This window comes from Bradyrhizobium sp. ORS 86 (assembly GCF_045571475.1).
Taxonomy (GTDB): domain Bacteria; phylum Pseudomonadota; class Alphaproteobacteria; order Rhizobiales; family Xanthobacteraceae; genus Bradyrhizobium.
Map to the genome: position 1 here is coordinate 4,483,301 of NZ_CP120699.1, position 23,060 is coordinate 4,506,360.

Consider the following 23,060-nt stretch of genomic DNA (forward strand, 5'->3'; position numbering starts at 1 on the left):
ATGAAGACGCCCGTCCTTGCGCGTGCGATGTCACGCGCTGTGGTGCGGACCGCGATCCGGACCGGGATCCTGGCCCGCGGCCACCAGCGCCAGCCTGCCAAGATAATGCGCCCATCCTCTGTCATGGCTGGCGCACTGCGCTGCATTGGGCAGGCCGCTATGAACCATGCGCAACAGCGTGCCGCTGTCCTTGTCGATCAGGTCGATCTCGACCAGGCTTGATCCCGGCGGCACCTCTTCGCCGCCTTCCCAGCCGAAGCTGTAGGCGAGCCGATGCACGGGCACGACCTCGCGGAACGCACCGCGCGCGGCACGCGCATGATCGCTACCGAAGCCCTTGAGGAAATAGAGCCCGCCAGGAAGCGGCTCGGTCGATGCCTCCAGTCCCATCCAGCTCACGATCTTCTGCGGATCGGTCAGGAAGGCGAAGACGGTTGCAGGTGGGGCAGCGATCTGGATCTCCCGCTGAACGACGAAGGCTTCACTCATCGATCCATCCTCCAATGGCGGCCGGGCTAGAGGGATAACGCGTGACAAGCATAGCGTGTCGCGCCCATGATGGGCGATGCAATTATCTGCGACGCTGAGCTGGCTGGTCGACGCTGCGGCCGAGAGCGCGGGCGCCAACCGGCTGCTGGCGGAACTCGGTGCGCATCTGGTTGCGGACGGCCTGCCGCTCGCCGGCGGCGCGCTGACGCTTGAGGTTCCGCATCCCCTGATCGCGCGGCGCACCTGGCTGTGGCGCGCGGACAACAGCGAAGTGATCGAGGCGCTCGGCTTCGCGCCGCAGCAGCCCTTTGCGATGTTCGACACGGCTGCTTCCGGCGATGCCGGTCGCCGCTGGCTTAGCACGCTCGCGCCCGGCCCGCTGCATGAAGACACCATAGGCCAACGCGCTGACGGCCCGGTGCTCGGCTGGATCGGGACCCGCCCGTTCGCGCCTGACGAGACCGATCGATTGCGCCAGGCGGCGCGCTTCACCGCGGCACCGCTTGCCGCGATTGCGGCGCGCGGCACATTGACCGCGGCGCTGGAGGCTTATCTCGGCCGGCGCAGCGCGGCGCGCGTGCTCGCCGCGCCGTTGCGGCGGAACACCGGCGAGACGATCAAGGCAGCTTTGCTGTTTGCCGATCTGCGCGGGTTCACCGCGCTCTCCGAAAGCCACCCGCCTGCCGAAGTGATCGCCGCGCTCGATGCCTGGTTCGACCGCATCGCCGGCGCCATCCACGCGTTCGGCGGCGAGGTGCTCAAGTTTATCGGCGATGGCTTGCTCGCGATCTTCCCGGTCACGACGAGCCCGCGCAGCGCATGCGAGGCGGCGTTGCGAGCGGTCTCGGCCGCGCGTCTGGGCATGGCGCATCTCGACGCCGAGCGCCGCAAGCAAGGCCTGCCGCCGCTGCCGTTCGGTGCGGCGCTGCATCTCGGCGAGATGCTCTGGGGCAATATCGGCGCCGCCGATCGTCTCGACTTCACCGCGATCGGCTCCGCGGTCAATCTGGTCAGCCGGCTCGAAGGGCTCTGCAAGCCGCTGCAGAAAACCGTGCTGGTCTCGGGCGCGCTGGCTGCCGAGACCGAGATGCCGCTGGTGGCGCTCGGTACGCATGAGCTGCGCGGCATCGTGCAGCCCTGCGCGGTGTTCGCCCTGCCCGACAATTGAGCCGGTCATCGCAGCAGCCGCAGCCAGGGCGCCAGATGAAACGCGCTCATCAGCGCATACATCGGGACCATGCCCTGAAGCGAGAACTCTCCCCGCATGGTGGCGCAGAGCATGTCGGACGGCGCGGCCGCCGCAAGCAACGCCATGATCGCGAAGGTCGGCGCCGCTGCGAGCGAGAGCCAGCGCGCCACGGCCTCGCCCTGTCTGCGCGGCCGCGCGCTGACAATGGATGTGGTCTGGTCGCTCATCAGCCGCCTCCTTGGACCGATCAGGCCGCATCGTACTCGTCATGACGCCGCCACCACGCGCCGCCGGTCTCGTTGCGCCCCTTCGGCGCGCGGTCGAGCCAGGGATACATGCCCCAGACAGCGTCGAGACCGCGCGCGTAGGCTGAATAGGTGTGATAGATCGCGCCGTCCTCGCGAACGAAGGCGCTGAGGCCCGGCCGCTCGCGAAGGAAGGTTGCACGGTCGGTCCCGCACATCGCGGAATGCGACTGCGACCGCGGGGCCTCGCCGTCACCCTGCGGCTCCTCGCGCTGCACGAATGGCGGTTCGCGGCGGTAGTTGTAGTCGATGCCCGTGCTCTGCTGATCTTCGCTGAACCAGACATTGAAGTCGGCGTTGAAGTCGCTCGGCGACGACGACGCCCATGGAAATGTCCAGCCCATGCGCCGCTTGTAGGCCTGCAGCTTGGGAAGCGGCGCCCGCGAAACCGCCGACAGCATCACGTCGTGATGGGCGAGATGGACTGCAAATCCGTTGAAACCATCGGCGATCATCGAGCAGGACGGACAGCCGGCGGCGTAGTCGGGGCCGAACATGAAATGGTAGACGAGAAGTTGTGAGCGGCCCCGGAACAGGTCCGCCAGCGATGCGCTGCCGTCCTCGGTCTCGAACCGGTAGTCCTTGTCGATCCGGACCCATGGCAAAGCCTGCCGCTGCCGGGCCACCGCGTCACTGCGCCGTGTCAGCTCCTTTTCCGCCTGCAGCAGGTCCAGACGGGCCGCAAGCCATTGCTCGCGCGTTCCGATTTGGTGACTGGTCATCGCATGCTCTCCTTGGCCGTGGTGTTCCGTCGTGCTGTGCTAGATTAGGCCCGGGACTCAGATGAAGAGAGTGACAAGTGTGTCGGGATTCGAATGGACTCGCTGATCATTGCTGCGGCGCGCGCGCTCGCGGCGGGTGATCCCCTCGGCGCACTGAAACGGGTGGCGCTGCGCGACGACGCGCCGGCGCTGGCGTTGCGCGGCATCGCGATGGCCCGGCTCGGCGACTTCGCCCGCGCCAAGGAGCTGCTGCGGCGCGCGGGACGCGCGTTCGGTCCACGGGAGGCCATTGCGCGTGCGCGCTGCGTGGTGGCCGAGGCCGAGATCGCGCTGGTGTCGCGCGACCTCTCGTTTCCGAAAAGAGCCCTCGCCGCGGCGCGCGCGACCCTTGCGGCGCATGGCGATGCGCTCAACGCCGCACATGCCGGCTATCTCGAAATCCGCCGCCTGCTGCTGATCGGGAGCCTCGATGCGGCCGAGCGCATGCTTGATGACCTCGACCCCGCGCCCTTCCCGCCGGCACTTCGGGTCGGCCATGAGCTCGTCGTGGCCGGGATCGCAATGCGGCGGCTGCGGACGAAACCGGCACGCGATGCACTGGCGCGGGCCAAGGATGCCGCGCGCCGCGCCGGCATTGCGGAACTTACGGCCGAGGTCGAGAGCACGGCGCGTCTGCTCGTCACGCCCGCGGCGCGTCTGATCGCGCGCGGCAGCGAGCGGCTGCTGCGGCTCGACGAGGTCGAGACCCTGCTGGCGTCGAAGGCGCTTGTCGTCGACGCGTGCCGCTATGTTGTGCGCGACAACAGCACAACGGTCTCGCTGACGCGGCGGCCGGTGCTGTTCGCGCTTGCCCGCGCACTGGCCGAGGCGTGGCCGGCCGACGTGTCGCGCGGCGCGCTGATCGCACGGGCGTTTCGCGGCAAGCACGCCGATGAGTCGCACCGCGCGCGGCTGCGGGTCGAGATCGGCCGGCTGCGCCGCGCGCTGCGTCCGCTCGCCGACCTGCGCGCGACGCCCGATGGCTTTGTGCTGGAGCCGCACCGCCGGCGCGATGTTGCCGTGCTGGCGCGTCCAGTCGAGGAGGAGCACGCCGCGGTGCTCGCTTTCCTCGCCGACGGCGAGGCGTGGTCGAGCTCGGCGCTGTCGCTGGCGCTCGGCGCCAGCCAGCGCACCGTGCAGCGCGCGCTCGACGCGCTCGCCGCCGCGGGCAAGGTGCGGTCGGTCGGCCGCGCCCGCGCGCGGCGCTGGATGACGCCGCCGGTGCCGGGATTCACGACGACCTTGTTACTCCCCGCCCCGCTGCCGAACGGCTAGCATCAGCCCGCAATCAAGCACCAGGAGCGAAGCATGAAGACGTCGCCGGCCCGGATCATCAAGGAATACGCCTTCGAAGGCGTCGACAGCGTGGGCGGCGTCAGCTTCGATGGCGAGCAGGTCTGGTTCGCTGCGGGCGACCGGATGATCGCCTTCGATCCCGACAGCGGCAAGACCACCCGCACGATCGACATCGCAGCTCATGCCGGCACCGCCTTCGACGGCAAGCACCTCTACCAGATCACCGAGGACCGTATCCACAAGATCGATCCCAGGAACGGCCGCGTGGTGTCGACGATCCCATCGCCCGGCGGCGGCCGCGACTCCGGCCTTGCGTGGGCCGAAGGCTCGCTCTGGGTCGGACAATATCGCGACCGCAAGATTCTCCAGATCGATCCGGACACCGGCGTGATCCTTCGCACGATCGAATCCAACCGCTTCGTCACCGGCGTCACCTGGGTCGACGGCGAGCTCTGGCACGGCACCTGGGAAGACGACGCGAGCGAGGTGCGCCACATCGATCCGCAAACCGGTGAGGTTCTGGAACGGCTCGAGATGCCGAGGGGGACGAATGTGTCAGGATTGGAGTCCGATGGCGGCGACCGCTTCTTCTGCGGCGGCGGACACACCAAGGGCACCGTGCGCGCGATTGCGCGGCCAAAGCGACGCCGCGCATAAGATGTGGCGTGATCCATTTTCGGCGGATCACGCCACGCATGATCCCGCGTCTCAGGCCGGGACCGGCGCCGCGCTCCTCACCGCCGGGAACGGCCTGAACGTCATGATGATCAGGAAGGCGCCGAGGCCGACCGCCCAGGACCCGACGTAAAGCCAGGTGTAGCTCGCGAAGGTGTCGTAGATCAGACCGCCGGCCAGCGGCCCGGTCGCCATGCCGAGGCTGCCGGCCATCGCGGTGCCGCCGATCACGGTGCCCATCATCTTGAGCGGAAAGTTCTCGCGGATCAGCACAGCATAGAGCGGCATGGTGCCGGCATAGATGAAGCCGAATATCGCCGCTACCGTGTAGAACGCGGCGAGCTCGCGCACGAAGACGTAGCCGAGCGCGCCGAATGCCTGTGCCAGCAGGCCGAGCACCAGCACGCGCTTGGCGCCGAAGCGGTCGCCGAGCAGGCCGAACACGATGCGGCCACCCATGCCGGCCAGTCCTTCCACGCTGTAGATCGTGACCGCGGCGATCATCGGAATGCCGCAGGTGATCGCATAGCTGACGGTGTGGATGATCGGCCCCGAATGGGTGGCGCAGCAGAAGAAGTTGGTCGCGATCAGGATCATGAATTGCGGCGAGCGCAGCGCCTGCGCCATCGACATCGCCGGTTCGCCGTTGTCGGCCGCCGCGGCCGCCTGCGGGTTCTGCAGCGCGGGCGGCCTTCGCACCAGGAGCGACACCGGGATCATGATCGCGGCGACCACGCCAGCCACGATGAGCATTGAAGTGCGCCAGTCGTGATGGGAGACGAGCCAGGCGGCGAACGGCGACATGGTCATTGGCGCCATGCCCATACCCGCCGACACCAGCGAGACGGCAAGGGCGCGATGGGTGTCGAACCAGCCGGTGACGCAGGCCATCATCGGCGCGAAGATGGCGGCGGCGGCCGCGCCGACCAGCACGCCAAACAGGACCTGAAAAGCCAGCAATGACGGCGCCCGGCTTGCCAGCGCGAGGCTCGCCGCCAGCACGACCGAGCCGGTCAGCACCACCGGAAGCGGACCGAACCGGTCCGACAGCGTGCCCCACATCATGCTGGTGAAGGCCATCGCGAGGAAGCCGATCGTCATCGCGCTGGAAATGCCGGTCACCGACCAGCCGGTCTCCCGCGCCATCGGCTGCAAAAACACCGGCAGCGAAAACATGCCGCCGATCGCGACACAGCCCAACAGGCCCCCAGCCGCGACGATCACCCAGCGATAGTGAGAATTGCTCATTCCGGATCTCCCAGTGCACCTTGTTCTGGGTGGAAGACGAACGGGATGGAGCGGAACCGACAGCCGACGAAGCAAACAAGTCGATTCTACGACGAGCTACTTGGAAGCGCGCAATACGTGCGGCGCAAAGCCCACTTGCATCCGCCTGCTCCCGGATATACATTTGGATTCGTGTATATCCTTATACGGAGCACCAAACATGCAAGTCGCCAAATGGGGTAACAGCCTCGCGATCCGGCTTCCCGCGGTCGTGGTCGAGGCGCTCGGACTCAAGGAAGGCGACGAGATCGAAATCCATGTCGCCGACGAGCGGAACTTCGGCGTCGCGCGCAAACCGGGGCGTGAGGAGTTACTGGCGCGACTGCGCACCTTCCGCGGACGCCTGCCGGCGGATTTCAAATTCGACCGGGACGAGGCAAATGCCCGGTGACTTCTTCGACACCAACGTGCTTGTCTACCTCGCGTCGGACGATCCCTTGAAGGCCGATCGGGCAGAAGCCGTCGTTGCCCGGGGCGGGGTGATTAGCGTTCAGGTACTGAACGAAGTCGCCAATGTCGCGCGGCGCAAGATGCGGATGTCATGGACGGAGACGCGCGCATTTCTGACGATCTTGCGCAATCTGCTGACCATTTATCCCCTCACGCAGGAGATCCATGACGCTGGACTTGATCTGGCAGAGCGCTACGGATTGTCGATTTTCGACGCCATGATCGCAGCTTCAGCGCTTCAGGCCGGTTGCGACAGATTGTGGTCTGAGGACATGCAGCACGGCCAAGTCCTGGATAACAGCCTTCGGATCGTCAATCCATTTCGCGCTTAAATCGTTTGTTATCAAAGTCGTCACGCTCTCGCTGCAACAGCAAGGACCGGGAAGGAGCCTTCCTCTTACCTCCGATCTTCCGGGACCGCCGCAGCGGACCAGCGGCGCTCCGAACTTGGTCACTGAACAATTGACCGTGAGGATTGAGTACGTCCTACGCAAGCCACACTACAAAACGTCCAGCAACCCTATCTACGATCCTGTTGAAAACAGTCACAAGAGATGTGGTCAGCCGTCCATCCTTCACAGAGGGTTTGATTGAACAGGGCATCGTTCTCCCTCGAACCACGCACCAACTGGCTTACTAGGGAGACTGATCGATGACAAACAACCTACGCGCTCCAGCGAACGAACCCGGAAATGACATACGGACGTGGACACACGGCCAATTTCCTATGCCGGACTGGGTGCCAGCACATATGGCTGGCGGCATCGAAGCGAACGGAACATTTACTCTTGCCACAGGATTGGGACGAGCCAGGGTCCACCTTGGAAGCGTCATCATAGAGCGCAGCGGCGACGTATGGGTTCGAACGATAGAGGAAACTCCCGAGTTTATTGAGGGTCTTAGATCAAGCTTCACGTCCGCGATAACAAGCGTAGGGCCGGGAAAAGCCCGGCAATTTGGCACGAGCACTCGTACGCGAAAGACAACAGGAACTACCCGTAGCACGTCAACGAAGAAGCTCCCTCGTCATTTCCCACCAGTTGGCTCCCAGCCGTCGATCGAGTGGATCCACCTGGAGCGACTTTCTGTCGATAGGACATATCAAAGGTCGACGGAGAACGAACCATCCCGTCGCCTTATCGCAAGTATTGCCGCAAAATTCGACTGGCGCCTGTGTGCACCACTTGTTGTTTCGCGCCGTTCCGATGATTCACTCACAATAATCGACGGCCAGCACCGCTGGATGGCAGCATCTCAAAGGGACGATATTCCTCAACTTCCGTGTTGTATCTTCAGATATCAGGATCTCCAAGAAGAGGCGCGGATGTTCATCGTCGCCAATCGAGCGCGAAGACCGATGAACCGCCTCGACGATTACTTTGCAGCCGTGGCGGCCGCAGACGAGGACGCACTCGAGCTTCAACAGGTCGTGACCGATGCGGGGCTGCGAATAGCGAGAAATACATCCTCAACAGCTTGGCAACCAGGCGAGATCGCCTTCACCGCAGCAATAGCGAACTCAATTCGACGCTTCGGGCCCGCCATTACTTCGGCCGCTCTGACAAATATGGCGGAGGCTTTTCCCAATCAAAAATTGAGTCACGGTGGTGCCATCTTCGGCGGGCTCGTCAAAATCATGTCTCATCCGGCGCCAGATTTCGACCCCGATCGGCTTGTGACCGCATTGCAATCTCGAACGGCCGATCAGTGGGGAGAATGCACAACTGGGCTAAAGGGCGGAGATACGAGAGCGGCCGCGCTGCATGATGCGATTATGCGCGCGTATGCAGAGCAGTCCATGGGCACGTAGGTTTTCTGTTTGCTCCCTGATGACTCTGAACATATTCGACCCGAGGAGCAGTCTTCCACGTCCGCTGCCATCTGCTCTTCCCATTTCCCGCGCAAGGAAAGGACCTTCCCTTGGAAAATCGCCTTGTCTTGATCTCGGGCTGCTCTGGCGGCGGGAAATCGACCTTGCTGGCCGAATTGCATGCACGAGGCTATCCGGTGGTCGAAGAGCCGGGCCGTCGCATCATCGCCGAAGAGCAGGCATCGGGCGGCAACGCCCTGCCCTGGGCCGATCCGGCGGCCTTTCTCCGCCGCGCCGTCGCGCTCGCGCTGAGGGACAGGGAGATGGCCGAAGCCCACTCCGGCTGGGTGTTCTTCGATCGCGGCCTCGTGGACGCGGCATCGGCGCTGGAGGCGATCACGGGCGAGCCGTGTCTGCAATCGCTCTGCTTAGCGGATCGCTATCACCGGCGCGTCTTCATGACGCCGCCGTGGCCCGAGATCTACGTCACCGACCCGGAGCGCCGACACGGCCTCGAAGCGGCCGTTGCCGAATATCATCGGCTAATCGAGACACTGCCGAAGCTCGACTATGAGCCGATCATCCTACCGAAGACCTCGCCATCGGCCCGCGCCGACTTCGTGCTCGCAACCCTCGGCGATCCCGCCATCCCGGCCGCTTGACGACGCCATCATTCCGCCGCCTCGCGGCCGGGCACGCCGTCTTCGACCTCGAGCTGCAGGACATCGTTGAAGCGGTTGAAGGCGCCGCACAGCGCGATCCGCCAGGTCAGCTCAACGATTTGCGCTTCGGAGAAATGCACGCGAAGCCGATTGAAGATCTCGTCGCGCGTCCTGTTCCAGGCGTTGGTGACCGCGATCGCATATTCGACCACGAGCTTGTCGACGTCGTCGAGCTCGGGATGATCCTTGTAGTCGAGCAGGCGCTCGGCGCCCGCCTCCGACACGCCCTGGACGGCGAGCTTCGGCGCATGATGCGAGACGCAGTAGTCGCACTTGTTCAGGAGCGACACCGTCACCAGGGCGAGCTCAAGGTGCCGCTTCGACACCACCGCCTCGTCGGCCAGATCGACCAGCAGCGACCACATGTGCTTGAAGATCGGCGGCCGCTGCGCCATCACGCCCGCCTGGTGCTCGAACGCGCCATAGGTCGTCATCTTGTCCCACAGCGGCCGGAGTTCGGGTGGCAGCTCGTTCCTGGTCTTGGCGGACACACGCGACATCGATTTCACCTCGGCTCGGAATGGACTCGTGCAGCCTGCCCCTGTTCGCAGATCGCCGCAAGCCGAACGGGATCGCCGTCATGCGTGACTTGCGCGCAGCGCAGAGGCCGCAAGAGGGTCCGCGGAATCGCAGGCCCTCCCCCGCTTGATCCGATCATTCCGGGTACTGAACCCTCGGCTGACGAAGCGGCCGCGCGTTGAAGATCACGAAGCTGATGCCGGCCATGATCCACACGCCGATCCCGCCATAGAGCATCACCCAGCCGAATCCACTTGCCAGTGCCTGGTGCACGACCGGAGCCGTCAGCTCGGGCATGGATACGGTGTTGCCCGCAGCGATCTTCTCGGCGAGCCCGCGCAACTGGTCCGCATCGAGCCCGGGCAGCACTGCCTTCAGATGCGCCAGCACGCCGCTCGCCAGGATGAAGCCCATCAGCGCGATATTGACCGCCAGCGAGACCATCCGCGCACTCATATCGATGCCGGAGGCCATGCCGGCGCGGTCGCTCGAGACCGAGCCCGTCGTCGTGTTGGTGACCGGCGTATTGGTGATGCCGAGCCCGATTCCCGCGATCAGGCAGCCCGGCAGCATCGTCGACCAATCCGGTTGCGCCGCGGCGCTGCCGAACTTCATCAACAGGAAGCCCGCACCGATCGTGAACAACCCCGCCGGAATGATCAGACCGGGCTGATAGCGCAGCGACAGCCGCTCCGCGAACGGCGGCATCACCAGCGTCGGCAGGGTGTAGGCGAGCAGCGCCAGACCCGCCGACACGCTGTCATAGCCGAGACCGGCGTGAAACCAGATCGGCAGATAGATCATGAAAGGCCAGTAGCTGAGGTTCATCGCGGCCGAGCCGATGATCGAGCCGGAGAAGGCGGGAATCCGGAACACCGAGAAATCGAACATCGGCCGCCGGCTCACCCGCTCGGCAACGACGAACGCAATGAAGCTTGCCGCGGAGACACCGAGGATCGCAAGCGCGGTCGGGCTGGCGAAGCCGAGATCCGGTCCCTGCGTGATGTAATAGGCCAGGCAGAACACCGCGAGCGAGAGCGTCACGATGCCTGCAAGGTCGAGCGTGCTCGCCTTCGGGTCCTTCGATTCATGCACGCCGCCAATGGTGAGCACCAGCGCCACTGTCGCGAACAGTACGTGGACCAGGAACACCCATTCCCAGCTCAGCACCGCGGCGACGGCGCCGCCGATGATCGGTCCGAACCCAAGCCCGATGCCGAAGATCACGCCCCACCAGCCCCAGGCGACGGCACGCTCCCGTCCGCCCTGGAATTCATGCGACAGGACCGCGATCTGGCAGATCAGCAACGCGCCACCGCTCGCGCCCTGCAGAAAGCGGGCAATGATGAGCGTCACGACGTTGTCGGCCACGCCGCACATCAGCGACGTGAGGCCGAAAGCGGCGATCGCGACGACGAACATGCGCTTGCGCCCAAAGCGGTCCGCCAGCGTTCCGACCGCCATCAGCACGGTCGTCACCGCGATCGTGTAGGCGTTCATGATCCACTGCAATTGCGTGAAATCTGCGTGCAACACCTGCTCCAGCGTCGGCAGGATCGCGGGAATGCTGGAAATCTCCAGGCCGAACATCAGGCATGACAGACATACGGCGGAGAGGACGACAACGCCTCGGCGGCTCAGTTCATTCGGCATAGTTCAGCCTTTCGACATTGCGACGCCAACGACTAGGCCCACGCTGCTGCCACGGTACTGGCAGCAGCGGCGCTCGGGTTGGCACACAATCAATTGAAGCGGCGACCGATAGCCGTGCGCCGCGCTTGACCTGTGGCGAAGCTAGGCGGTGCTTGAACATCCCGGAACGGGATGACTAGATATTTCAGAGACAACAAATTCGGATGATTGACGTGACCACACTCGATGTCGATGCCGTCAAGGCGTTCGTAACGATTGCCGATCTGCAGAGCTTCACCCGTGCGGCCGACGCGCTCGGCACCACGCAGGGCGCGATCAGCGTCAAGCTGAAGCGGCTGGAGGCGCGGGTCGGCCACAGGCTGGTCGAGCGGACGCCGCGGCTGGTGCGCCTGTCGGCGCAGGGCGCGGTGTTCCTCGACTCCGCGCGCGCCTTCCTTGCCGCGCACGACCGCGCGCTCGCCGAGCTGTCTTCAGCGCGCCGCCGCTTCTCGCTCGGCATCGCCACTCATGTCGGCGCGCCCGAGCTTCCGACATTGCTGGCGCGGCTTAGTGCGCATGATCCCGCGCTCACCATCGAGGTTCGGCTCGACGATGCCCGCGACCTGCTGGATGCATTTGATCGCGGTATGATTGATGCGGTGATCATGTTCCGGGAGGACGATCGCCGCGATGGCGAAGTGCTCGGCCCCGACCATTTCGGCTGGTTCGCCACGCCGGGCTTCGTGCATCGCGCCGGCGAGCCGATCCGATTGGCAGCATCCTCGCCATCCTGCGGCATCCTCAACACCGCGACCCGCGCGCTCGACGCTGCTGGGCTATCCTGGACCGAGACGTTCCTCGGCTGCGGGGCCTTTGCCGTCGCCGAGGCCGTTTCGGCGGGCCTTGCGATCTCGGTATTCTCGTGCCGGGTCGCGCCGCCCGGCACCATCGAGGTGAGCGAACGGTTCGGCCTTCCCGCCCTGCCCCCCACCGAGATCGTGCTGCTGTCGACGCTCTCGGACCCGCGGTCCCGCGCCGCGCTGAAAGTCCTCGCAGGCGCGTTTCGCGCGCATCGTGCCCCGGTGATCGCCAGGAACGCGGCCCGGCGCGACCACGCCGGTCAACACGCTCAAAAGAGCCTGAACGGCGCATCGCGCGCGTGATTTGTCCGCGGTGCGCGCTATCGCCGCGCAGCATCGGCGCGCTTGCCCTCGAACAGCGCGCGTTCTGCCGTCAGGGCCCTGGCGAGAAAGTCGAGCGTGGCGCGGATGCGCGTGGTGCGCTTGAGATCGTCATGCGTCAGCAGCCACAATGCCGACCGGGGCTCGGCGGGCGTCTTTGGCGTGAGCCGGCGCAGCCCAGGCGCGAGATCTCCGACGTAACAGGGAAGCAAGGCAAGCCCGAGCCCGGCAACCGCCGCGTCGCGCAGCGCAGGCAACGCGTCGACGCGGCAGGTGATGCGGGCCGCGCGCAGGTTCTCGCGTATCCAGCCTGCAATCACGGTCCCCGCCAGCGCATCGTCGAGCCCGATCCAGTCGTGCCCGGACAACTCCTTGTCGCTGCGTCGGTCGAGATAGGCGCGCGATCCATAAATCGCGTGTGCAATCTCAGCGACGCGCCGCCCGACCAGCAGTTCCGGCGGCGCCGGTGTCGGGCGGACGGCAATCTCTGCTTCTCGCCGCGTCAGATTGGCCATCGTGTTCGAGATCGTGATCTCGGGTTCGATCCCGGGATGGGCGGCGCGCATCGCCGGCAAATGCCGCATCAGGATTGCGCCGAGCGTATCCGTCGTCGTGATCCGCACCGGGCCTGACGGCCTGAGATCCCGCCCCGCGAGCTTGCGTTCGAGCGCAAGCACCTCGTCCTCGAGACGGGCCGCCGACGCAGCCGCGGTCTCGCCGGCCGGCGTCGGCGCATAGCCGTCACGGAAGCGTTCGAACAGGCGCGTTCCGATCGCCGCCTCGATCGCACCAAGGCGGCGAAACACTGTCGAATGCGTGACGCGCAAGCGGCGCGCAGCGCCCGAGAGGCTGCCCTCGCGCGCCACCGCGAGCACGAGCCGAAGATCATTCCAGTCGATCGGACTGTGCATTCTTGCAAACTCGATTGGCAGTTCCTGACAATATCATATCGCCGATGGACAGGCCATCTTCCGCTTCGAAGGTTTCGATCAACGGTGCGCCTCTCGCTGGGACGCTGCCGAAACTGAGGAGCTGGAAGGTGACGAGCGAAACGGCCGATCCGCTGCAATTCCGTCATACCGCTCATCCACTGGGAGACCCGCGGCGCTGGCTCGCTTTGCCCGTCCTGCTCACTGGCGCCTTCCTGCCGATCCTCGATTTCAACGTCGTCAACCTTGCATTGCCGGCCATTCGGCAGGATCTCGGCGCAACCGCAAGCGAGGTGCAGTTCGTCATCTCGGCCTATGCGGCGACCTATGCAGTGTTTCTGATCACCGGCGGCCGGCTCGGCGATCTCCTTGGCCGGCGGCACATGTTCCTCCTCGGCGTGGCCGGCTTCACGATCGCCTCGGTGCTGTGCGGCATCGCGTGGTCACCTGCCGTGCTTGTCGCCGGACGTATCCTCCAGGGCCTCACCGCGACCGCGATGGCACCGCAAGTGCTCGCCTCGATCCGCGTGCTGTTTCCCGCGGCCGAGCAAGGCCGCGCCCTCGGCTATTACGGCGCGACCTTCGGCCTCGCCAACATCTGCGGCCAGGTCCTGGGCGGCGTGCTTGTGTCGGCCCATCCGTTCGGATTGGCCTGGCAGGCGATCTTCCTGATCAACGTGCCGATCGGTCTCGCCGCGTTCGCTGGCGGGCTGTTGTTCCTGACCGACTCGCGCGCCGAGCACGCCCAGCGGATCGATATCGGCGGCGTGCTCCTGTTGTCACTCACGCTCGGCCTGCTGGTCTACCCGCTGATCCAGGGCCGCGAGACCGGATGGCCGATCTGGATCGTCGCGATGCTGCTGGCTTCGCCGCTGGTGCTCGGGATATTCGTCCGCTTCGAGGCGAACCTGTCGGCGCGCGGCGGCGATCCGCTGGTCGCATTGCATCTCCTGCGCAACAGCGATTTCGTGATCGGGCTCGTGATGGCGCTCGCCTTCTACATGTTGTCGTCGTTCTACCTGACGTTCGCGGTCTATCTGCAGAACGGCCTGCACGAGTCGCCGTTGTCCGCCGGGCTCGCCACCCTGCCCTTCGCCATCGGCTTCTTTCTCGCCTCGCTGGTATCGCCCTCCGTCATGCGATGGCTCGGCGTGCGCACGTTGACGCTGGGCTTTGCCCTCCAGGTCATCGGCTTCGGTGGCGTGATGCTCGCGGTCGGCGGCGCGCTGCCGCACAGCCTCACAATCGGCCTGGTGTGCGGTGGTCTCGGCTTCGGCACCGTGATGCCGTCGGTCATCAAGGCGGTCATCGGCAGCATCGATCCGCGCCATGCCGGGTTAGCATCGGGGATGATGATCTCGACCTTCCAGATCGGCGCCGCGCTCGGCGTCGCGATCATCGGTGGCATCTTCTACAGCCTGCTTGGACCGCACCCGGACGCCGACGACTATGCGCATGCCTTCACGATCGCGCTCGGTTGCAACGTGGCCCTGCTCGCGCTCGGCGGTTGGCTGTCGCTGTGGCTGCCCCGCGAGCCGGCCGCTTGAGAACCAGCGCCGCGAGACAGCCCTTGATCGGTGGCGTCATGTTTTTCTGCGTTTCATGTTTCTTGAAGAGATCTCGTTGGGCGCGGACCTCAAGACGGTCTCGGAAACAGCACCTTCAGCAGGCCCGCCGCCAGCAACGTCACCACGGCAAGGCCGGTTGAGAGGTACAGCGCGCCGGCGTTGCCCACGCGGTCGATGACGATCGCGTAGATCAGCGGCGCCGCCGCGGGCAGGATGAAGCTTGGCACGATCAGGCGACCGACGATGGTCCCGTAGCTGCGATGGTCGAACAGGATCAGCGGCAACGTCCCCCTCGTGATGGTCAGGATGCCGTTGCAGGCGCCGTAGAGCAGCGCGAAGACGATCGCCATCTCCTTCGAGGTGCCGCTGAACAGCCCGGCGATGAAGGAGAGCGGCATGAAGAGGCAGGCCAGCAGGTTGAGCGAGAGCGGATCCATGCGCCCGCCGAACAGCACTTCGCAGAGACGGGCTGCGGATTGCCCGATGCCCCGGAATGTCGCGATCCAGACGGCGACCGTCGCGCTGAGCCCGAGACCAGCGAGCACAGCGATCATATGCGCCGACATGCCGGCGTTCAGGAAGTTCGCGCCCGTCGTGATCATGGCATAAAGCCCGCCACCGACGATGACCTGCCGGGAGCTTGATGCGAGTGGCTGTCTCGGCGCTGTCGCGGCGGTGTCCGACGGACCGGCGTAGCGCCGGTTCGGGGTCACGAGGGAGAGCGGGATCGTCACGAGCGAGAAGCCTGCATAGACCAGCACCGCGATCCGCCAACCGAAATGCTCCGAGAGAATGTGTCCGAGCGGCCAGAACACGGTGGCCGCCAATCCGCCCAACAGCGTGATCCCGGACATCGCGCGGCGCGCCTCCGGACCGCCGATCCGCGCCAGCGCTGCAAAGGCGGCGTCGTACAGCGTCAGCCGCATCCCGAGGCCGAGCACGATCCACGCCGCGAGGTATGTTGCAATTTCGTGCGAGACGGCGACACCGGCGCATCCGGCGGCATTCACCACCGCGCCGGCCACCATGACATCGCGGCCGCCGCGTCTATCCACCAGCCGTCCTACCAGCGGCGAGGTCAGCCCCATCACCAGCAACGCAACGGCAAACCCGCCGTAGACGATGTCGCGGCTCCAGCCGAGGTCGGCGCCGATCTGCTCGCCAAAACCGCCGATCAGATAGTAGGTGGCGCCCCAGGAGATCAGTTGGCCAAGTCCGAGGGCAACCACGATCCGGCGCGCGATCACCGCGGCGCCTCCGTGATTCCTGACGGAGGTGCACCGTCGCCGCGACCAAGCGACCGCTGCATCAACACGGTGTCGACCCATTGCCCGAGCTTGAAGCCGACCGATCTCAACGTCCCGACCATCTCGAACCCCACACCACGGTGCAGCGCGATCGAGCCGACGTTGCCGCTGTTGCCGATCACGGCGATCATTTGCCGCCACGGCCCCGCCTCCGCCCGTTCGATCAGCGCCTGCAGCAGCGCGGCACCGATGCGGCGGCCGCGCAGGGCTTCCGACACGTACACTGAGTCCTCGATGGTGTGGCGGTAGGCCGGCCGGGGCCGGTACGATGTCGCATAGGAGTAGCCGGCCACGCATCCATCGACATCGGCCACGAGATACGGCAACCCCGCGGCCAGCACGGCCTCGCGGCGTCCGAGCATCGCGTCGAGAGTCGGCGGCACTTCCTCGAAGGTCGCAAGTCCGTTCAGCACGTGATGCGCATAGATGCGCTGCACCTCCGCCATGTCGAGCTCTGTCGCGTCGCGGATCACGGTGTGCTTGATGTCTCTCATTCCTTCCCTCTCGTCCAGCGACCGCATGCCGGTGCTGCGACGGCGCGTCGGTGCATGCTGCAGGCTCCATGGACTGATCTCAACATCGCTGCGCGACAGTCCGACATCCGCCAGCAGGCGATCGTCCAGTTCGTGCAGGGCCTGCCAGCGGCGGGTGCGCGAACGTGGCGAGGCCGCAAGGTAGCGTCCGAGCTCGACGAGGGTGCGGCCGATGGACTTGACGCCGGACAATGCCTGCTCCCGGTCCGAAAAAGCGATCGTGTTGCCCGAGCATGCGCCGCGGCGCTATATAAGGGAAGCTTCGACAACTTATGCAAAGCATAAGAGATGCTTTGATGAAGAACCTCAACCTGGACTATCTCGAGAGCTTCCGGGTCGTAATCGAGCGCGGCAGCTTCTCGGCCGCCGCCGAACGGCTGCAGCTCACGCAGCCGGCGGTGAGCCTGCAGGTGCGGCAGCTCGAGCGGAGTCTCGGGGCAACCCTGATCGAGCGCGTCGGGCGCAGGGCTCGTCCCACGGCGGCCGGCGCCGCGCTGCTGACGCATGCCGAGCGGATCAGCGCTGCCGTCACATCGGCCGTCGACGCCGTCGCCCAGCAAACCACCGGCACCGCAGGGCGCGTGCGGCTCGGAACCGGCGCGACGGCATGCATCTTCCTGCTGCCGCCGATCCTGAGGGAGCTGCGGACAGCGCTTCCCGGCCTCGAGATCACGGTCACGACCGGCAACACGCCGGAGATTGCCAAGGCGGTCGAGGACAACACCATCGACATCGGGCTCGTGACGCTGCCGGTGTCGGGGCGCAGCTTCGAGATCACGCCTGTGCTGCACGACGAGTTCGTGCTGATTGCTCCGCCCGACATGCCGTTGCCGGCGCGGATCACGCCCGCCGTGCTGGCGACGCGGCCTATCGTCCTGTTCGAGCCCGGCGGCAACACCCGGCGCACCGCCGACGAATGGCTGGCGCGCGGCGGCGTCTCGCTGAAGCCGTTGATGTCGCTCGGCAGCGTCGAGGCCATCAAGGAGATGGTGCGCGCCGGCCTCGGCTGCGCCATCCTCCCGGGCATGGCCGTCTCGGCCAGGAGCAAGCAGCGCGACCTTGCCATTCGCTCGCTGTCGCCGAAGCTGTATCGCCGGCTCGCCGTCGTGATCCGCCGCGACAAACGCCTGGATCGTGGACTGCGACAAACCCTGTCCGCGCTGAAGGCGATCCCTGCCAACCACAACGGTCGATAGGGAGGACGACGCTGCGCGTCCTCCCGATCTGGCCGTTATGTCGCCTTGCGCTCTTCCTCGGCGATCTTGCGGAACGCGGCTTCGCCGGCATCGCTGACCGCAGCCCACTTCGCATTCGGTGTGGCCTCGGCCTCGTAGTTGTCGTGCCAGTTCCACCATTTGTACGTTGGGCCCTGCGGGTATCCTGCCGGTGAGTCCTCCCAGAGCTCCTGCCGGCCGAGCGGCGTGATATCAAGGTAGCTCCACACCGTCCCCATCGCCTCGTCGCCGCGGCTGTTGACGAAGTAGGTGCGGAAGATGCGCTCGCCGTCGCGGAAGAACACGTTGTGGCCGTGCCATTCGCTGACGCCGAAATCAGCATCAAAACTGTCCGTGATCGTGTACCACGGCATCTCCCAGCCCATCCGCGCCTTCAGTCGCGCGATGTCGGCCTGTGGCGCACGCGAGGCATAGACCAGTGTGGTGTCGCGCTGGTTCAGATGCGCGAGATGGCCCACCTGATCGGCGCCGAGCGAGCAGCCGCGGCAGGCGTGATCGGGCCAGCCGAACACGCCGGGCTCGAAGAAGGCGCGATAGACGATGAGTTGCCGGCGGCCTTCGAACAGGTCGGCCAGGCTCATCTTGCCGTTCGGTCCCTCGAAGACGTACGGCTTCTCGACGGCCGTCCACGGCATCCGCCGGCGCTCGGCGGCGAGCGCGTCGCGCGCCCGCACCTGCGCCTTCTCCTTCACCAGCATTTGCAGCCGCGCGGCCTCCCACGCCTCCGGCGTTACCACCGGCGGTGTCTGCATGGCGGCGCGGGCGTTTTCGGGTAATTTGCTCATGGTGGTTCAACCTCCTGCAAGGACGAACGCCGGGGTCGAAATGCTGTTCCCCGTCCCTCGTCATGGTTCATGCACGCAGTCTGGCGCGGTGGCGACGGACCATGGGAGTGACAAGTGTGTCGGGATTTTCTCGCGCAAGCAGCGCGAGCGGGCATCGCGTCGATCCCGGCTCCACCGTATCGGTGCGGTGCAGATTCCACGGGGAGGCCTCAAGGAGTCGGACGCTCGCTGACAAGGCGACACGTTCCGTCGTCGGGAGACCTTCGACAGCTTGCAGCCAAAAATATTTGCCCTGCATGTCACTTTCGCCGCCCCTCGTTCGTCATGATGGCATAACTCCACCCCCGAGGACCCCGTCATGACTGCCAGACTTGATCCGCTCGCCGCCGCCCCCAAGATGATGAAGATCTGGTTCGAGGCATCGGTCGCCATTTCTTCGAGCCTCGATCCGAAGCTCGCCGAGCTCATCAAGATCCGCGCCTCGCAGATCAACGGCTGCGCCAACTGCATCAACCTGCACACGACATTTGCACGCGAGGAGGGCGAAACCGAGCAGCGCATCTATTTGCTGGCGGCCTGGCAGGAGGCGCCCTGCTTCACCGATCGCGAGCGCGCCGCGCTCGGCTGGACCGAGGCGTTGACGCGAATTTGCGAAGCGCACACCCACATCGCTGCCTATGATGCCTTGAAGGCGCATTTCACGCCGGAGGAGCAGGTCAAGGTGACACTTCTGATCAACATCATCAACGGCTGGAACCGGATCGCCGTTGGCTTTGGCGGGTTTGTCGATCCGCAGGTCGTCAAGGCGTCGATGGCGAACGCTGCATGACGGTGAATGCCACACCAGGGGACGCAGCGGCGGAATTTGCGCCGCTGCGTCCAAAGCTGATGCGCGTTGCCTACCGCATGCTCGGCTCGGTGGCTGATGCGGAAGACATGGTGCAGGAGGCCTTCATCCGCTGGATGAAGGCCGACCGAACCGAGGTGCGCGAGCCGGAGGCGTTCCTGCGCCGCACGGTCACGCGGCTCTGCCTCGACCAGCTCAAATCCGCGCGGCGTCAACGCGAGACCTATATCGGCCCCTGGCTTCCTGACCCTGTTGTCGAAGAGCAGGACGAGGACGACGTCACCTTGCCGCTGATGCTGGCGCTGGAGCGGCTTTCGCCGCTCGAGCGAGCTGCCTTCCTGCTGCACGACGTGTTCGGACTGGGCTTCGAGGAAGTCGCCGCGACGATCCAGCGCACGCCCGCGACCTGCCGCCAGCTCGCGGGCCGGGCGCGCGACCACATCCGTGAGGCGCGACCGCGCTTCCACGTTGAGAAGCAACGAGGCCTGGCGCTGGCCGAGGCGTTCTTCACGGCGTCCCGCAGCGGCGACATGAAGGCGCTCGGCGCGATGCTGGCGGCCGATGTCAGCGTTCATGCCGACGGCGGCGGCAAGCGCCCGGCAGCCGCTGCGCCGATCTTTGGATTCGATGCGGTCATGAAGGCACATGAATCCCTGGTGATCCAATTCCGGAGCCATGGCTCGAAACTCGTGCGCACCAGTTTCATCAACGGACTGCCCGGCTTCATCACGCGCGAGGCCGACGGTGAGTTGACGACCACGGCGCTCGACATCGAGAACGGCAAGGTCGCGGCCATCTATGTGGTGAGGAATCCCGACAAGCTGCGGCATCTGCATTAGCACGCAGATACCGGTCGCCGCACCGACGCGAGCCGTCGAGGACGATTGATCTTGCGTCGCGATGCCGTCAATGTGATCGCGATGCTCAGCTTGCGCCAGCTTCAGCAATTCCTCGCCCCGTCGCCGACTCCACGAGCTTCCAGCAGGCCGCGTCGTGCGCTGCGCGTCGTCACGCCGCAGGGGGCAACGCACTACGTGCATCTTGATCGGCCGCAGCATGGACGAGAGCAATTGCTGCAGGAGGTGGTCTCCTTCCTGACCAACTAGCGCTGGCGATCGCGCCGGCCTCTCCGATAACAGGTCTGCCGCAGCACCGCGACGAGATAGGCTTTGATCTCCGCCCTTGTGCTGGTGTCGGGACGGCTCGTGACGTGTGTTGCGACCGCGCCGGTGAGAATTTGCTGGATGATGTCGAGATCGGCATCGGACGGAAAATCGCCCCGGTCACGGGCTTGCGCGAGTACCGCCTCGATCCACGCCTCGCGATGCTTCAAGCTCGCGTTCCAGTACGCCTCCCCGAGATCGGGATAGTGCGGCAGCGCGGTCATCAGGCGACGGATGAGACGGCGCGCACGCGGCTCAGCGATCGCCTGGGCCCAGAGTGAGAGCATCTGCTCGACATCTCGGCACTGCGGCAGGTCCGGCAGCGTTTGCTGCCCGACATGCGCCATGTGGATCGCGGCAATGAGCATCTGGTTCTTGTCGGGGAACCGGCGATAGACCGTCGGCCTGGTGACGCCGGCGCGTTTGGCAACTTGCTCGATAGTCGTCCCCTCGACCCCGCGCTCGATCAGCAAGTCCACGGCCGCATCGAGGATCGCCACGTCGACATCCACATTGCGTGGCCGTCCGGGACTTCGGGCAGAACGTCGGGCCTGGGATCGCGTCATTGACATTTGTTTACAGTACTGTACCGTAAATATCAATCCTGAACGGGCTTCGCCGCGCGAGCGCCTCGCGCGGCGCTCGAGGAGCAAACACCATGAATGAAGCCGGTGTGGAAGCCGCCATCCTCGCGATGAACGCACTCGGGGCCGGTATCCTGCTGTTCGTGTCGGGTGTCGTTCAGAACATGATGAACGACATGGACGAGCTCGCTTTCAAGGACTTCGCCCGGACCTTCCTGCGCACGGCGACGAGCGACCTGTTCACCGTCACGATCGGGACCATCCCCATTCTCGCCGTCATCTTCTATTTCGCGGCCTACGGCTTTCATCATTGGTGGTTCAGCGCGGGTATCGTGATCTGGATCATCGGGAGCAGCATCACCAAGATCATCAACCTGCCCGTCTATAACTGGATCAGGGATACGGGCAGCGCCGACGCGGACGAGTTGCGGAAGAACCGCCGCAGGTTGCAGCTCGGCAATGTGTCGCGCGCCTGGGTCACTTTGCTCTCCGTCGTCGTGATGGCGTGCCAGTTCAGTGTTCAGGCAACCATGCTTGCGGTGACGTCTTGCGCGGTGATTGCAGCGCCCTCGGCTTGGATGGCGCGCCGATATTTTCGGGTGTGATGCGGGGCCGACTTGCCGGAGACCAACGATGGCGGGATTGATCGACATCCACCACCACATCGTTCCGGAGCCATACGCCAACGCCCTTTCGCGCAAGGGCGTCACCAAAGCACTGGGCGTTCCCTTGCCGAAATGGACGCTCGAGGCTGCCCTCGATGTGATGGACAAGAACGAGATCAACACGAGCATCATCTCATTGTCTGCGCCGGGCGTCTATTTTGCCGGCCTCGACGCTCCCCTTCCCTTTGCATGCGAACTCGCCCGCCACACCAATGACGTCTTCGCTGAACTCGTGGCCGCGCATCCGAGCCGCTTCGCCGCGCTTGCCACTCTGCCGCTGCCTGACGTTGATGCCGCACTGCGCGAGCTCGCATACGCCCTCGACCAACTGAAGCTGGACGGTACCGTTCTGTTCTCGAACTACGACGGTTACTATCTCGGCGATCCCAGGTTCGACGCGCTCCATGCCGAACTCAACCGGCGCAAGGCGGTCGTTTTCGTCCACCCAGCCTCGCCGCCCGGCCTCGATCAATCGCATCTCGGCCTTCCCGAAGCGATGCTGGACGTCTGCTTCGACACCACGCGCACCGCCTATTCGCTGATCGTCGGCGGCGTGATGAAGCGCTATCCGGACATCCGCTTCATCCTGGCGCATGCCGGCGGCACGGTGCCTTACCTCGCCGGCCGCGTCAGCATGACGGCGACGCTGCTCGCCAATGCCCGCGGAATCGGCGCGGCCGTGGGCAACGCCGCCGGCTTGCTGTCGCGAATCCTTCCTGGGCTCAAGGGATCGATGCCCGACCTCCTGACCTACTACATCAATTTCAAGGAAAACGTGCTCCCCGAGGGACCCGAGCACTTCCTGAAGCGGTTTTATTACGACACTGCGCTGTCGGCCTCGCCGCATGTCTTTGCCTCCCTGCTGACTGTCGTCGACAGCTCCCGCATCCTGTTCGGCAGCGACTATGTCTTCGCCACCCGCGAGGCGGTGCCGCTGACAATTCGCGGCGTCCGCGATCATACGGCCTTTACGCTGGCCGAGATCGCCGCGATCACGCGTGACAATGCGGTTCGGCTGTTTCCGCGGCTGGGATGCTGATCTGGTGCGGATCTCACTTGCCAAGCAGCCCGGCACTGTTCCGCAATCTCGCGGCGCCTGCGTGATGGCTTACGGCTTATAGGTGCTCG

General features: G+C 65.3%; 26 protein-coding genes. 15 read left to right on the top strand and 11 right to left on the bottom strand.

Going from position 1 to position 23,060, the window contains the following annotated elements:
• Positions 1 to 30: 30 nt before the first annotated feature.
• On the bottom strand, positions 31 to 489 hold the full coding sequence (locus tag P6U25_RS20970) for an SRPBCC domain-containing protein (protein ID WP_407146654.1): 459 nt from the start codon (positions 487 to 489) through the stop codon (positions 31 to 33).
• Between the two features lie 76 nt (positions 490 to 565).
• On the opposite strand from P6U25_RS20970, the gene P6U25_RS20975 reads away from it, so the two are divergent.
• The gene (locus tag P6U25_RS20975; protein WP_407146655.1) at positions 566 to 1,657 is read left to right on the top strand and encodes an adenylate/guanylate cyclase domain-containing protein; all 1,092 of its coding nucleotides are present in this window, start codon (positions 566 to 568) and stop codon (positions 1,655 to 1,657) included.
• A gap of 5 nt (positions 1,658 to 1,662) precedes the next feature.
• Here the strand turns inward: P6U25_RS20975 and P6U25_RS20980 are convergent, their stop codons facing one another.
• Together P6U25_RS20980 and P6U25_RS20985 are read right to left on the bottom strand one after the other, a co-directional pair.
• Positions 1,663 to 1,905, bottom strand: coding sequence for a hypothetical protein (locus P6U25_RS20980; protein WP_407146656.1), 243 nt, complete (start codon positions 1,903 to 1,905; stop codon positions 1,663 to 1,665).
• 20 nt (positions 1,906 to 1,925) lie between these two features.
• Positions 1,926 to 2,705 carry a DUF899 domain-containing protein gene (locus tag P6U25_RS20985; RefSeq protein ID WP_407146657.1) on the bottom strand — a complete coding sequence of 260 codons (780 nt, stop codon included), beginning with the start codon at positions 2,703 to 2,705 and terminating at the stop codon, positions 1,926 to 1,928.
• A 93-nt stretch (positions 2,706 to 2,798) separates the two neighbouring features.
• On the opposite strand from P6U25_RS20985, the gene P6U25_RS20990 reads away from it, so the two are divergent.
• Together P6U25_RS20990 and P6U25_RS20995 are read left to right on the top strand one after the other, a co-directional pair.
• Positions 2,799 to 4,019, top strand: coding sequence for a helix-turn-helix domain-containing protein (locus tag P6U25_RS20990; protein ID WP_407146658.1), 1,221 nt, complete (start codon positions 2,799 to 2,801; stop codon positions 4,017 to 4,019).
• Positions 4,020 to 4,052: 33 nt separating this feature from the next.
• Complete coding sequence (locus P6U25_RS20995) at positions 4,053 to 4,697, top strand: DUF5074 domain-containing protein (protein WP_407146659.1); 645 nt, start codon at positions 4,053 to 4,055, stop codon at positions 4,695 to 4,697.
• Between the two features lie 51 nt (positions 4,698 to 4,748).
• On the opposite strand, the gene P6U25_RS21000 is transcribed toward P6U25_RS20995, so the two are convergent.
• The gene (locus tag P6U25_RS21000; RefSeq protein WP_407146660.1) at positions 4,749 to 5,963 is read right to left on the bottom strand and encodes an MFS transporter; all 1,215 of its coding nucleotides are present in this window, start codon (positions 5,961 to 5,963) and stop codon (positions 4,749 to 4,751) included.
• A 199-nt stretch (positions 5,964 to 6,162) separates the two neighbouring features.
• On the opposite strand from P6U25_RS21000, the gene P6U25_RS21005 reads away from it, so the two are divergent.
• From P6U25_RS21005 to P6U25_RS21020, 4 genes are all read left to right on the top strand, one after another.
• Entirely contained in the window at positions 6,163 to 6,393 is a 231-nt protein-coding gene (locus tag P6U25_RS21005; protein ID WP_407146661.1) for an AbrB/MazE/SpoVT family DNA-binding domain-containing protein, read from the top strand.
• The gene (locus tag P6U25_RS21010; protein ID WP_407146662.1) at positions 6,383 to 6,784 is read left to right on the top strand and encodes a PIN domain-containing protein; all 402 of its coding nucleotides are present in this window, start codon (positions 6,383 to 6,385) and stop codon (positions 6,782 to 6,784) included. The genes P6U25_RS21005 and P6U25_RS21010 overlap by 11 nt, the downstream gene beginning before the upstream one ends.
• Before the next feature lie 419 nt (positions 6,785 to 7,203).
• A complete protein-coding gene (locus tag P6U25_RS21015) occupies positions 7,204 to 8,262 on the top strand; it encodes a DUF6551 family protein (protein ID WP_407146663.1) in 1,059 nt (352 codons plus the stop codon).
• A 110-nt stretch (positions 8,263 to 8,372) separates the two neighbouring features.
• A complete protein-coding gene (locus tag P6U25_RS21020) occupies positions 8,373 to 8,924 on the top strand; it encodes an AAA family ATPase (protein WP_407146664.1) in 552 nt (183 codons plus the stop codon).
• A gap of 8 nt (positions 8,925 to 8,932) precedes the next feature.
• On the opposite strand, the gene P6U25_RS21025 is transcribed toward P6U25_RS21020, so the two are convergent.
• Together P6U25_RS21025 and P6U25_RS21030 are read right to left on the bottom strand one after the other, a co-directional pair.
• Positions 8,933 to 9,484 (bottom strand): carboxymuconolactone decarboxylase family protein, encoded by a 552-nt coding sequence (locus P6U25_RS21025; RefSeq protein WP_407146665.1) that lies wholly within the window; start codon positions 9,482 to 9,484, stop codon positions 8,933 to 8,935.
• A 154-nt stretch (positions 9,485 to 9,638) separates the two neighbouring features.
• On the bottom strand, positions 9,639 to 11,156 hold the full coding sequence (locus P6U25_RS21030; RefSeq protein ID WP_407146666.1) for an MFS transporter: 1,518 nt from the start codon (positions 11,154 to 11,156) through the stop codon (positions 9,639 to 9,641).
• Between the two features lie 203 nt (positions 11,157 to 11,359).
• Between P6U25_RS21030 and P6U25_RS21035 the strand changes: the two genes are divergently transcribed.
• The gene (locus P6U25_RS21035) at positions 11,360 to 12,298 is read left to right on the top strand and encodes a LysR family transcriptional regulator (RefSeq protein WP_407146667.1); all 939 of its coding nucleotides are present in this window, start codon (positions 11,360 to 11,362) and stop codon (positions 12,296 to 12,298) included.
• A 17-nt stretch (positions 12,299 to 12,315) separates the two neighbouring features.
• On the opposite strand, the gene P6U25_RS21040 is transcribed toward P6U25_RS21035, so the two are convergent.
• Complete coding sequence (locus P6U25_RS21040) at positions 12,316 to 13,227, bottom strand: LysR family transcriptional regulator (protein ID WP_407146669.1); 912 nt, start codon at positions 13,225 to 13,227, stop codon at positions 12,316 to 12,318.
• Positions 13,228 to 13,355: 128 nt separating this feature from the next.
• Here P6U25_RS21040 and P6U25_RS21045 point away from each other — a divergent pair, with 128 nt between their 5' ends.
• Entirely contained in the window at positions 13,356 to 14,792 is a 1,437-nt protein-coding gene (locus P6U25_RS21045; RefSeq protein ID WP_407146670.1) for an MFS transporter, read from the top strand.
• 89 nt (positions 14,793 to 14,881) lie between these two features.
• Here P6U25_RS21045 and P6U25_RS21050 read toward each other — a convergent pair whose 3' ends face one another.
• The gene (locus tag P6U25_RS21050) at positions 14,882 to 16,060 is read right to left on the bottom strand and encodes an MFS transporter (protein ID WP_407146671.1); all 1,179 of its coding nucleotides are present in this window, start codon (positions 16,058 to 16,060) and stop codon (positions 14,882 to 14,884) included.
• Positions 16,057 to 16,845, bottom strand: coding sequence for a GNAT family N-acetyltransferase (locus P6U25_RS21055; protein ID WP_407146672.1), 789 nt, complete (start codon positions 16,843 to 16,845; stop codon positions 16,057 to 16,059). The genes P6U25_RS21050 and P6U25_RS21055 overlap by 4 nt, the downstream gene beginning before the upstream one ends.
• A gap of 104 nt (positions 16,846 to 16,949) precedes the next feature.
• Between P6U25_RS21055 and P6U25_RS21060 the strand changes: the two genes are divergently transcribed.
• The gene (locus P6U25_RS21060; protein ID WP_407146674.1) at positions 16,950 to 17,849 is read left to right on the top strand and encodes a LysR family transcriptional regulator; all 900 of its coding nucleotides are present in this window, start codon (positions 16,950 to 16,952) and stop codon (positions 17,847 to 17,849) included.
• A 35-nt stretch (positions 17,850 to 17,884) separates the two neighbouring features.
• On the opposite strand, the gene P6U25_RS21065 is transcribed toward P6U25_RS21060, so the two are convergent.
• On the bottom strand, positions 17,885 to 18,673 hold the full coding sequence (locus tag P6U25_RS21065; RefSeq protein ID WP_407146676.1) for a DUF899 domain-containing protein: 789 nt from the start codon (positions 18,671 to 18,673) through the stop codon (positions 17,885 to 17,887).
• Between the two features lie 358 nt (positions 18,674 to 19,031).
• Here P6U25_RS21065 and P6U25_RS21070 point away from each other — a divergent pair, with 358 nt between their 5' ends.
• The 3 genes from P6U25_RS21070 to P6U25_RS21080 are packed head-to-tail and all read left to right on the top strand — an operon-like array spanning position 19,032 to position 20,626.
• Positions 19,032 to 19,502, top strand: coding sequence for a carboxymuconolactone decarboxylase family protein (locus tag P6U25_RS21070; RefSeq protein WP_407146677.1), 471 nt, complete (start codon positions 19,032 to 19,034; stop codon positions 19,500 to 19,502).
• Positions 19,499 to 20,359: a sigma-70 family RNA polymerase sigma factor gene (locus P6U25_RS21075; RefSeq protein WP_407146678.1), complete on the top strand. Its 861-nt coding sequence runs from the start codon at positions 19,499 to 19,501 to the stop codon at positions 20,357 to 20,359. Before P6U25_RS21070 ends, P6U25_RS21075 begins: the two co-directional genes overlap by 4 nt.
• A gap of 51 nt (positions 20,360 to 20,410) precedes the next feature.
• Positions 20,411 to 20,626, top strand: a complete 216-nt coding sequence (locus P6U25_RS21080; RefSeq protein WP_407146679.1) for a hypothetical protein — start codon at positions 20,411 to 20,413, stop codon at positions 20,624 to 20,626.
• Here P6U25_RS21080 and P6U25_RS21085 read toward each other — a convergent pair.
• The gene (locus P6U25_RS21085; protein ID WP_407146680.1) at positions 20,623 to 21,183 is read right to left on the bottom strand and encodes a TetR/AcrR family transcriptional regulator; all 561 of its coding nucleotides are present in this window, start codon (positions 21,181 to 21,183) and stop codon (positions 20,623 to 20,625) included. The two genes, P6U25_RS21080 and P6U25_RS21085, sit on opposite strands and share 4 nt — an antisense overlap.
• Positions 21,184 to 21,341: 158 nt before the next feature.
• Here P6U25_RS21085 and P6U25_RS21090 point away from each other — a divergent pair, with 158 nt between their 5' ends.
• Together P6U25_RS21090 and P6U25_RS21095 are read left to right on the top strand one after the other, a co-directional pair.
• Positions 21,342 to 21,872, top strand: coding sequence for a hypothetical protein (locus P6U25_RS21090; RefSeq protein ID WP_407146681.1), 531 nt, complete (start codon positions 21,342 to 21,344; stop codon positions 21,870 to 21,872).
• A gap of 28 nt (positions 21,873 to 21,900) precedes the next feature.
• Positions 21,901 to 22,971: an amidohydrolase family protein gene (locus tag P6U25_RS21095; RefSeq protein ID WP_407146682.1), complete on the top strand. Its 1,071-nt coding sequence runs from the start codon at positions 21,901 to 21,903 to the stop codon at positions 22,969 to 22,971.
• The last annotated feature ends 89 nt before the right edge of the window (positions 22,972 to 23,060 follow it).

What these genes read in the sequence shown, in the direction of transcription:
- P6U25_RS20985 (WP_407146657.1), bottom strand. Translation starts at nt 2,705, where the DNA reads ATGACCAGTCACCAAATCGGAACGCGCGAGCAATGGCTTGCGGCCCGT.
- P6U25_RS21000 (WP_407146660.1), bottom strand. Translation starts at nt 5,963, where the DNA reads ATGAGCAATTCTCACTATCGCTGGGTGATCGTCGCGGCTGGGGGCCTG.
- P6U25_RS20980 (WP_407146656.1), bottom strand. Translation starts at nt 1,905, where the DNA reads ATGAGCGACCAGACCACATCCATTGTCAGCGCGCGGCCGCGCAGACAG.
- P6U25_RS21090 (WP_407146681.1), top strand. Translation starts at nt 21,342, where the DNA reads ATGAATGAAGCCGGTGTGGAAGCCGCCATCCTCGCGATGAACGCACTC.
- P6U25_RS21060 (WP_407146674.1), top strand. Translation starts at nt 16,950, where the DNA reads ATGAAGAACCTCAACCTGGACTATCTCGAGAGCTTCCGGGTCGTAATC.
- P6U25_RS20970 (WP_407146654.1), bottom strand. Translation starts at nt 489, where the DNA reads ATGAGTGAAGCCTTCGTCGTTCAGCGGGAGATCCAGATCGCTGCCCCA.
- P6U25_RS21025 (WP_407146665.1), bottom strand. Translation starts at nt 9,484, where the DNA reads ATGTCGCGTGTGTCCGCCAAGACCAGGAACGAGCTGCCACCCGAACTC.
- P6U25_RS21030 (WP_407146666.1), bottom strand. Translation starts at nt 11,156, where the DNA reads ATGCCGAATGAACTGAGCCGCCGAGGCGTTGTCGTCCTCTCCGCCGTA.
- P6U25_RS21010 (WP_407146662.1), top strand. Translation starts at nt 6,383, where the DNA reads ATGCCCGGTGACTTCTTCGACACCAACGTGCTTGTCTACCTCGCGTCG.
- P6U25_RS21070 (WP_407146677.1), top strand. Translation starts at nt 19,032, where the DNA reads ATGACTGCCAGACTTGATCCGCTCGCCGCCGCCCCCAAGATGATGAAG.
- P6U25_RS20975 (WP_407146655.1), top strand. Translation starts at nt 566, where the DNA reads ATGCAATTATCTGCGACGCTGAGCTGGCTGGTCGACGCTGCGGCCGAG.
- P6U25_RS21065 (WP_407146676.1), bottom strand. Translation starts at nt 18,673, where the DNA reads ATGAGCAAATTACCCGAAAACGCCCGCGCCGCCATGCAGACACCGCCG.
- P6U25_RS21040 (WP_407146669.1), bottom strand. Translation starts at nt 13,227, where the DNA reads ATGCACAGTCCGATCGACTGGAATGATCTTCGGCTCGTGCTCGCGGTG.
- P6U25_RS21015 (WP_407146663.1), top strand. Translation starts at nt 7,204, where the DNA reads ATGGCTGGCGGCATCGAAGCGAACGGAACATTTACTCTTGCCACAGGA.
- P6U25_RS20990 (WP_407146658.1), top strand. Translation starts at nt 2,799, where the DNA reads ATGGACTCGCTGATCATTGCTGCGGCGCGCGCGCTCGCGGCGGGTGAT.
- P6U25_RS21035 (WP_407146667.1), top strand. Translation starts at nt 11,360, where the DNA reads ATGATTGACGTGACCACACTCGATGTCGATGCCGTCAAGGCGTTCGTA.
- P6U25_RS21005 (WP_407146661.1), top strand. Translation starts at nt 6,163, where the DNA reads ATGCAAGTCGCCAAATGGGGTAACAGCCTCGCGATCCGGCTTCCCGCG.
- P6U25_RS20995 (WP_407146659.1), top strand. Translation starts at nt 4,053, where the DNA reads ATGAAGACGTCGCCGGCCCGGATCATCAAGGAATACGCCTTCGAAGGC.
- P6U25_RS21095 (WP_407146682.1), top strand. Translation starts at nt 21,901, where the DNA reads ATGGCGGGATTGATCGACATCCACCACCACATCGTTCCGGAGCCATAC.
- P6U25_RS21075 (WP_407146678.1), top strand. Translation starts at nt 19,499, where the DNA reads ATGACGGTGAATGCCACACCAGGGGACGCAGCGGCGGAATTTGCGCCG.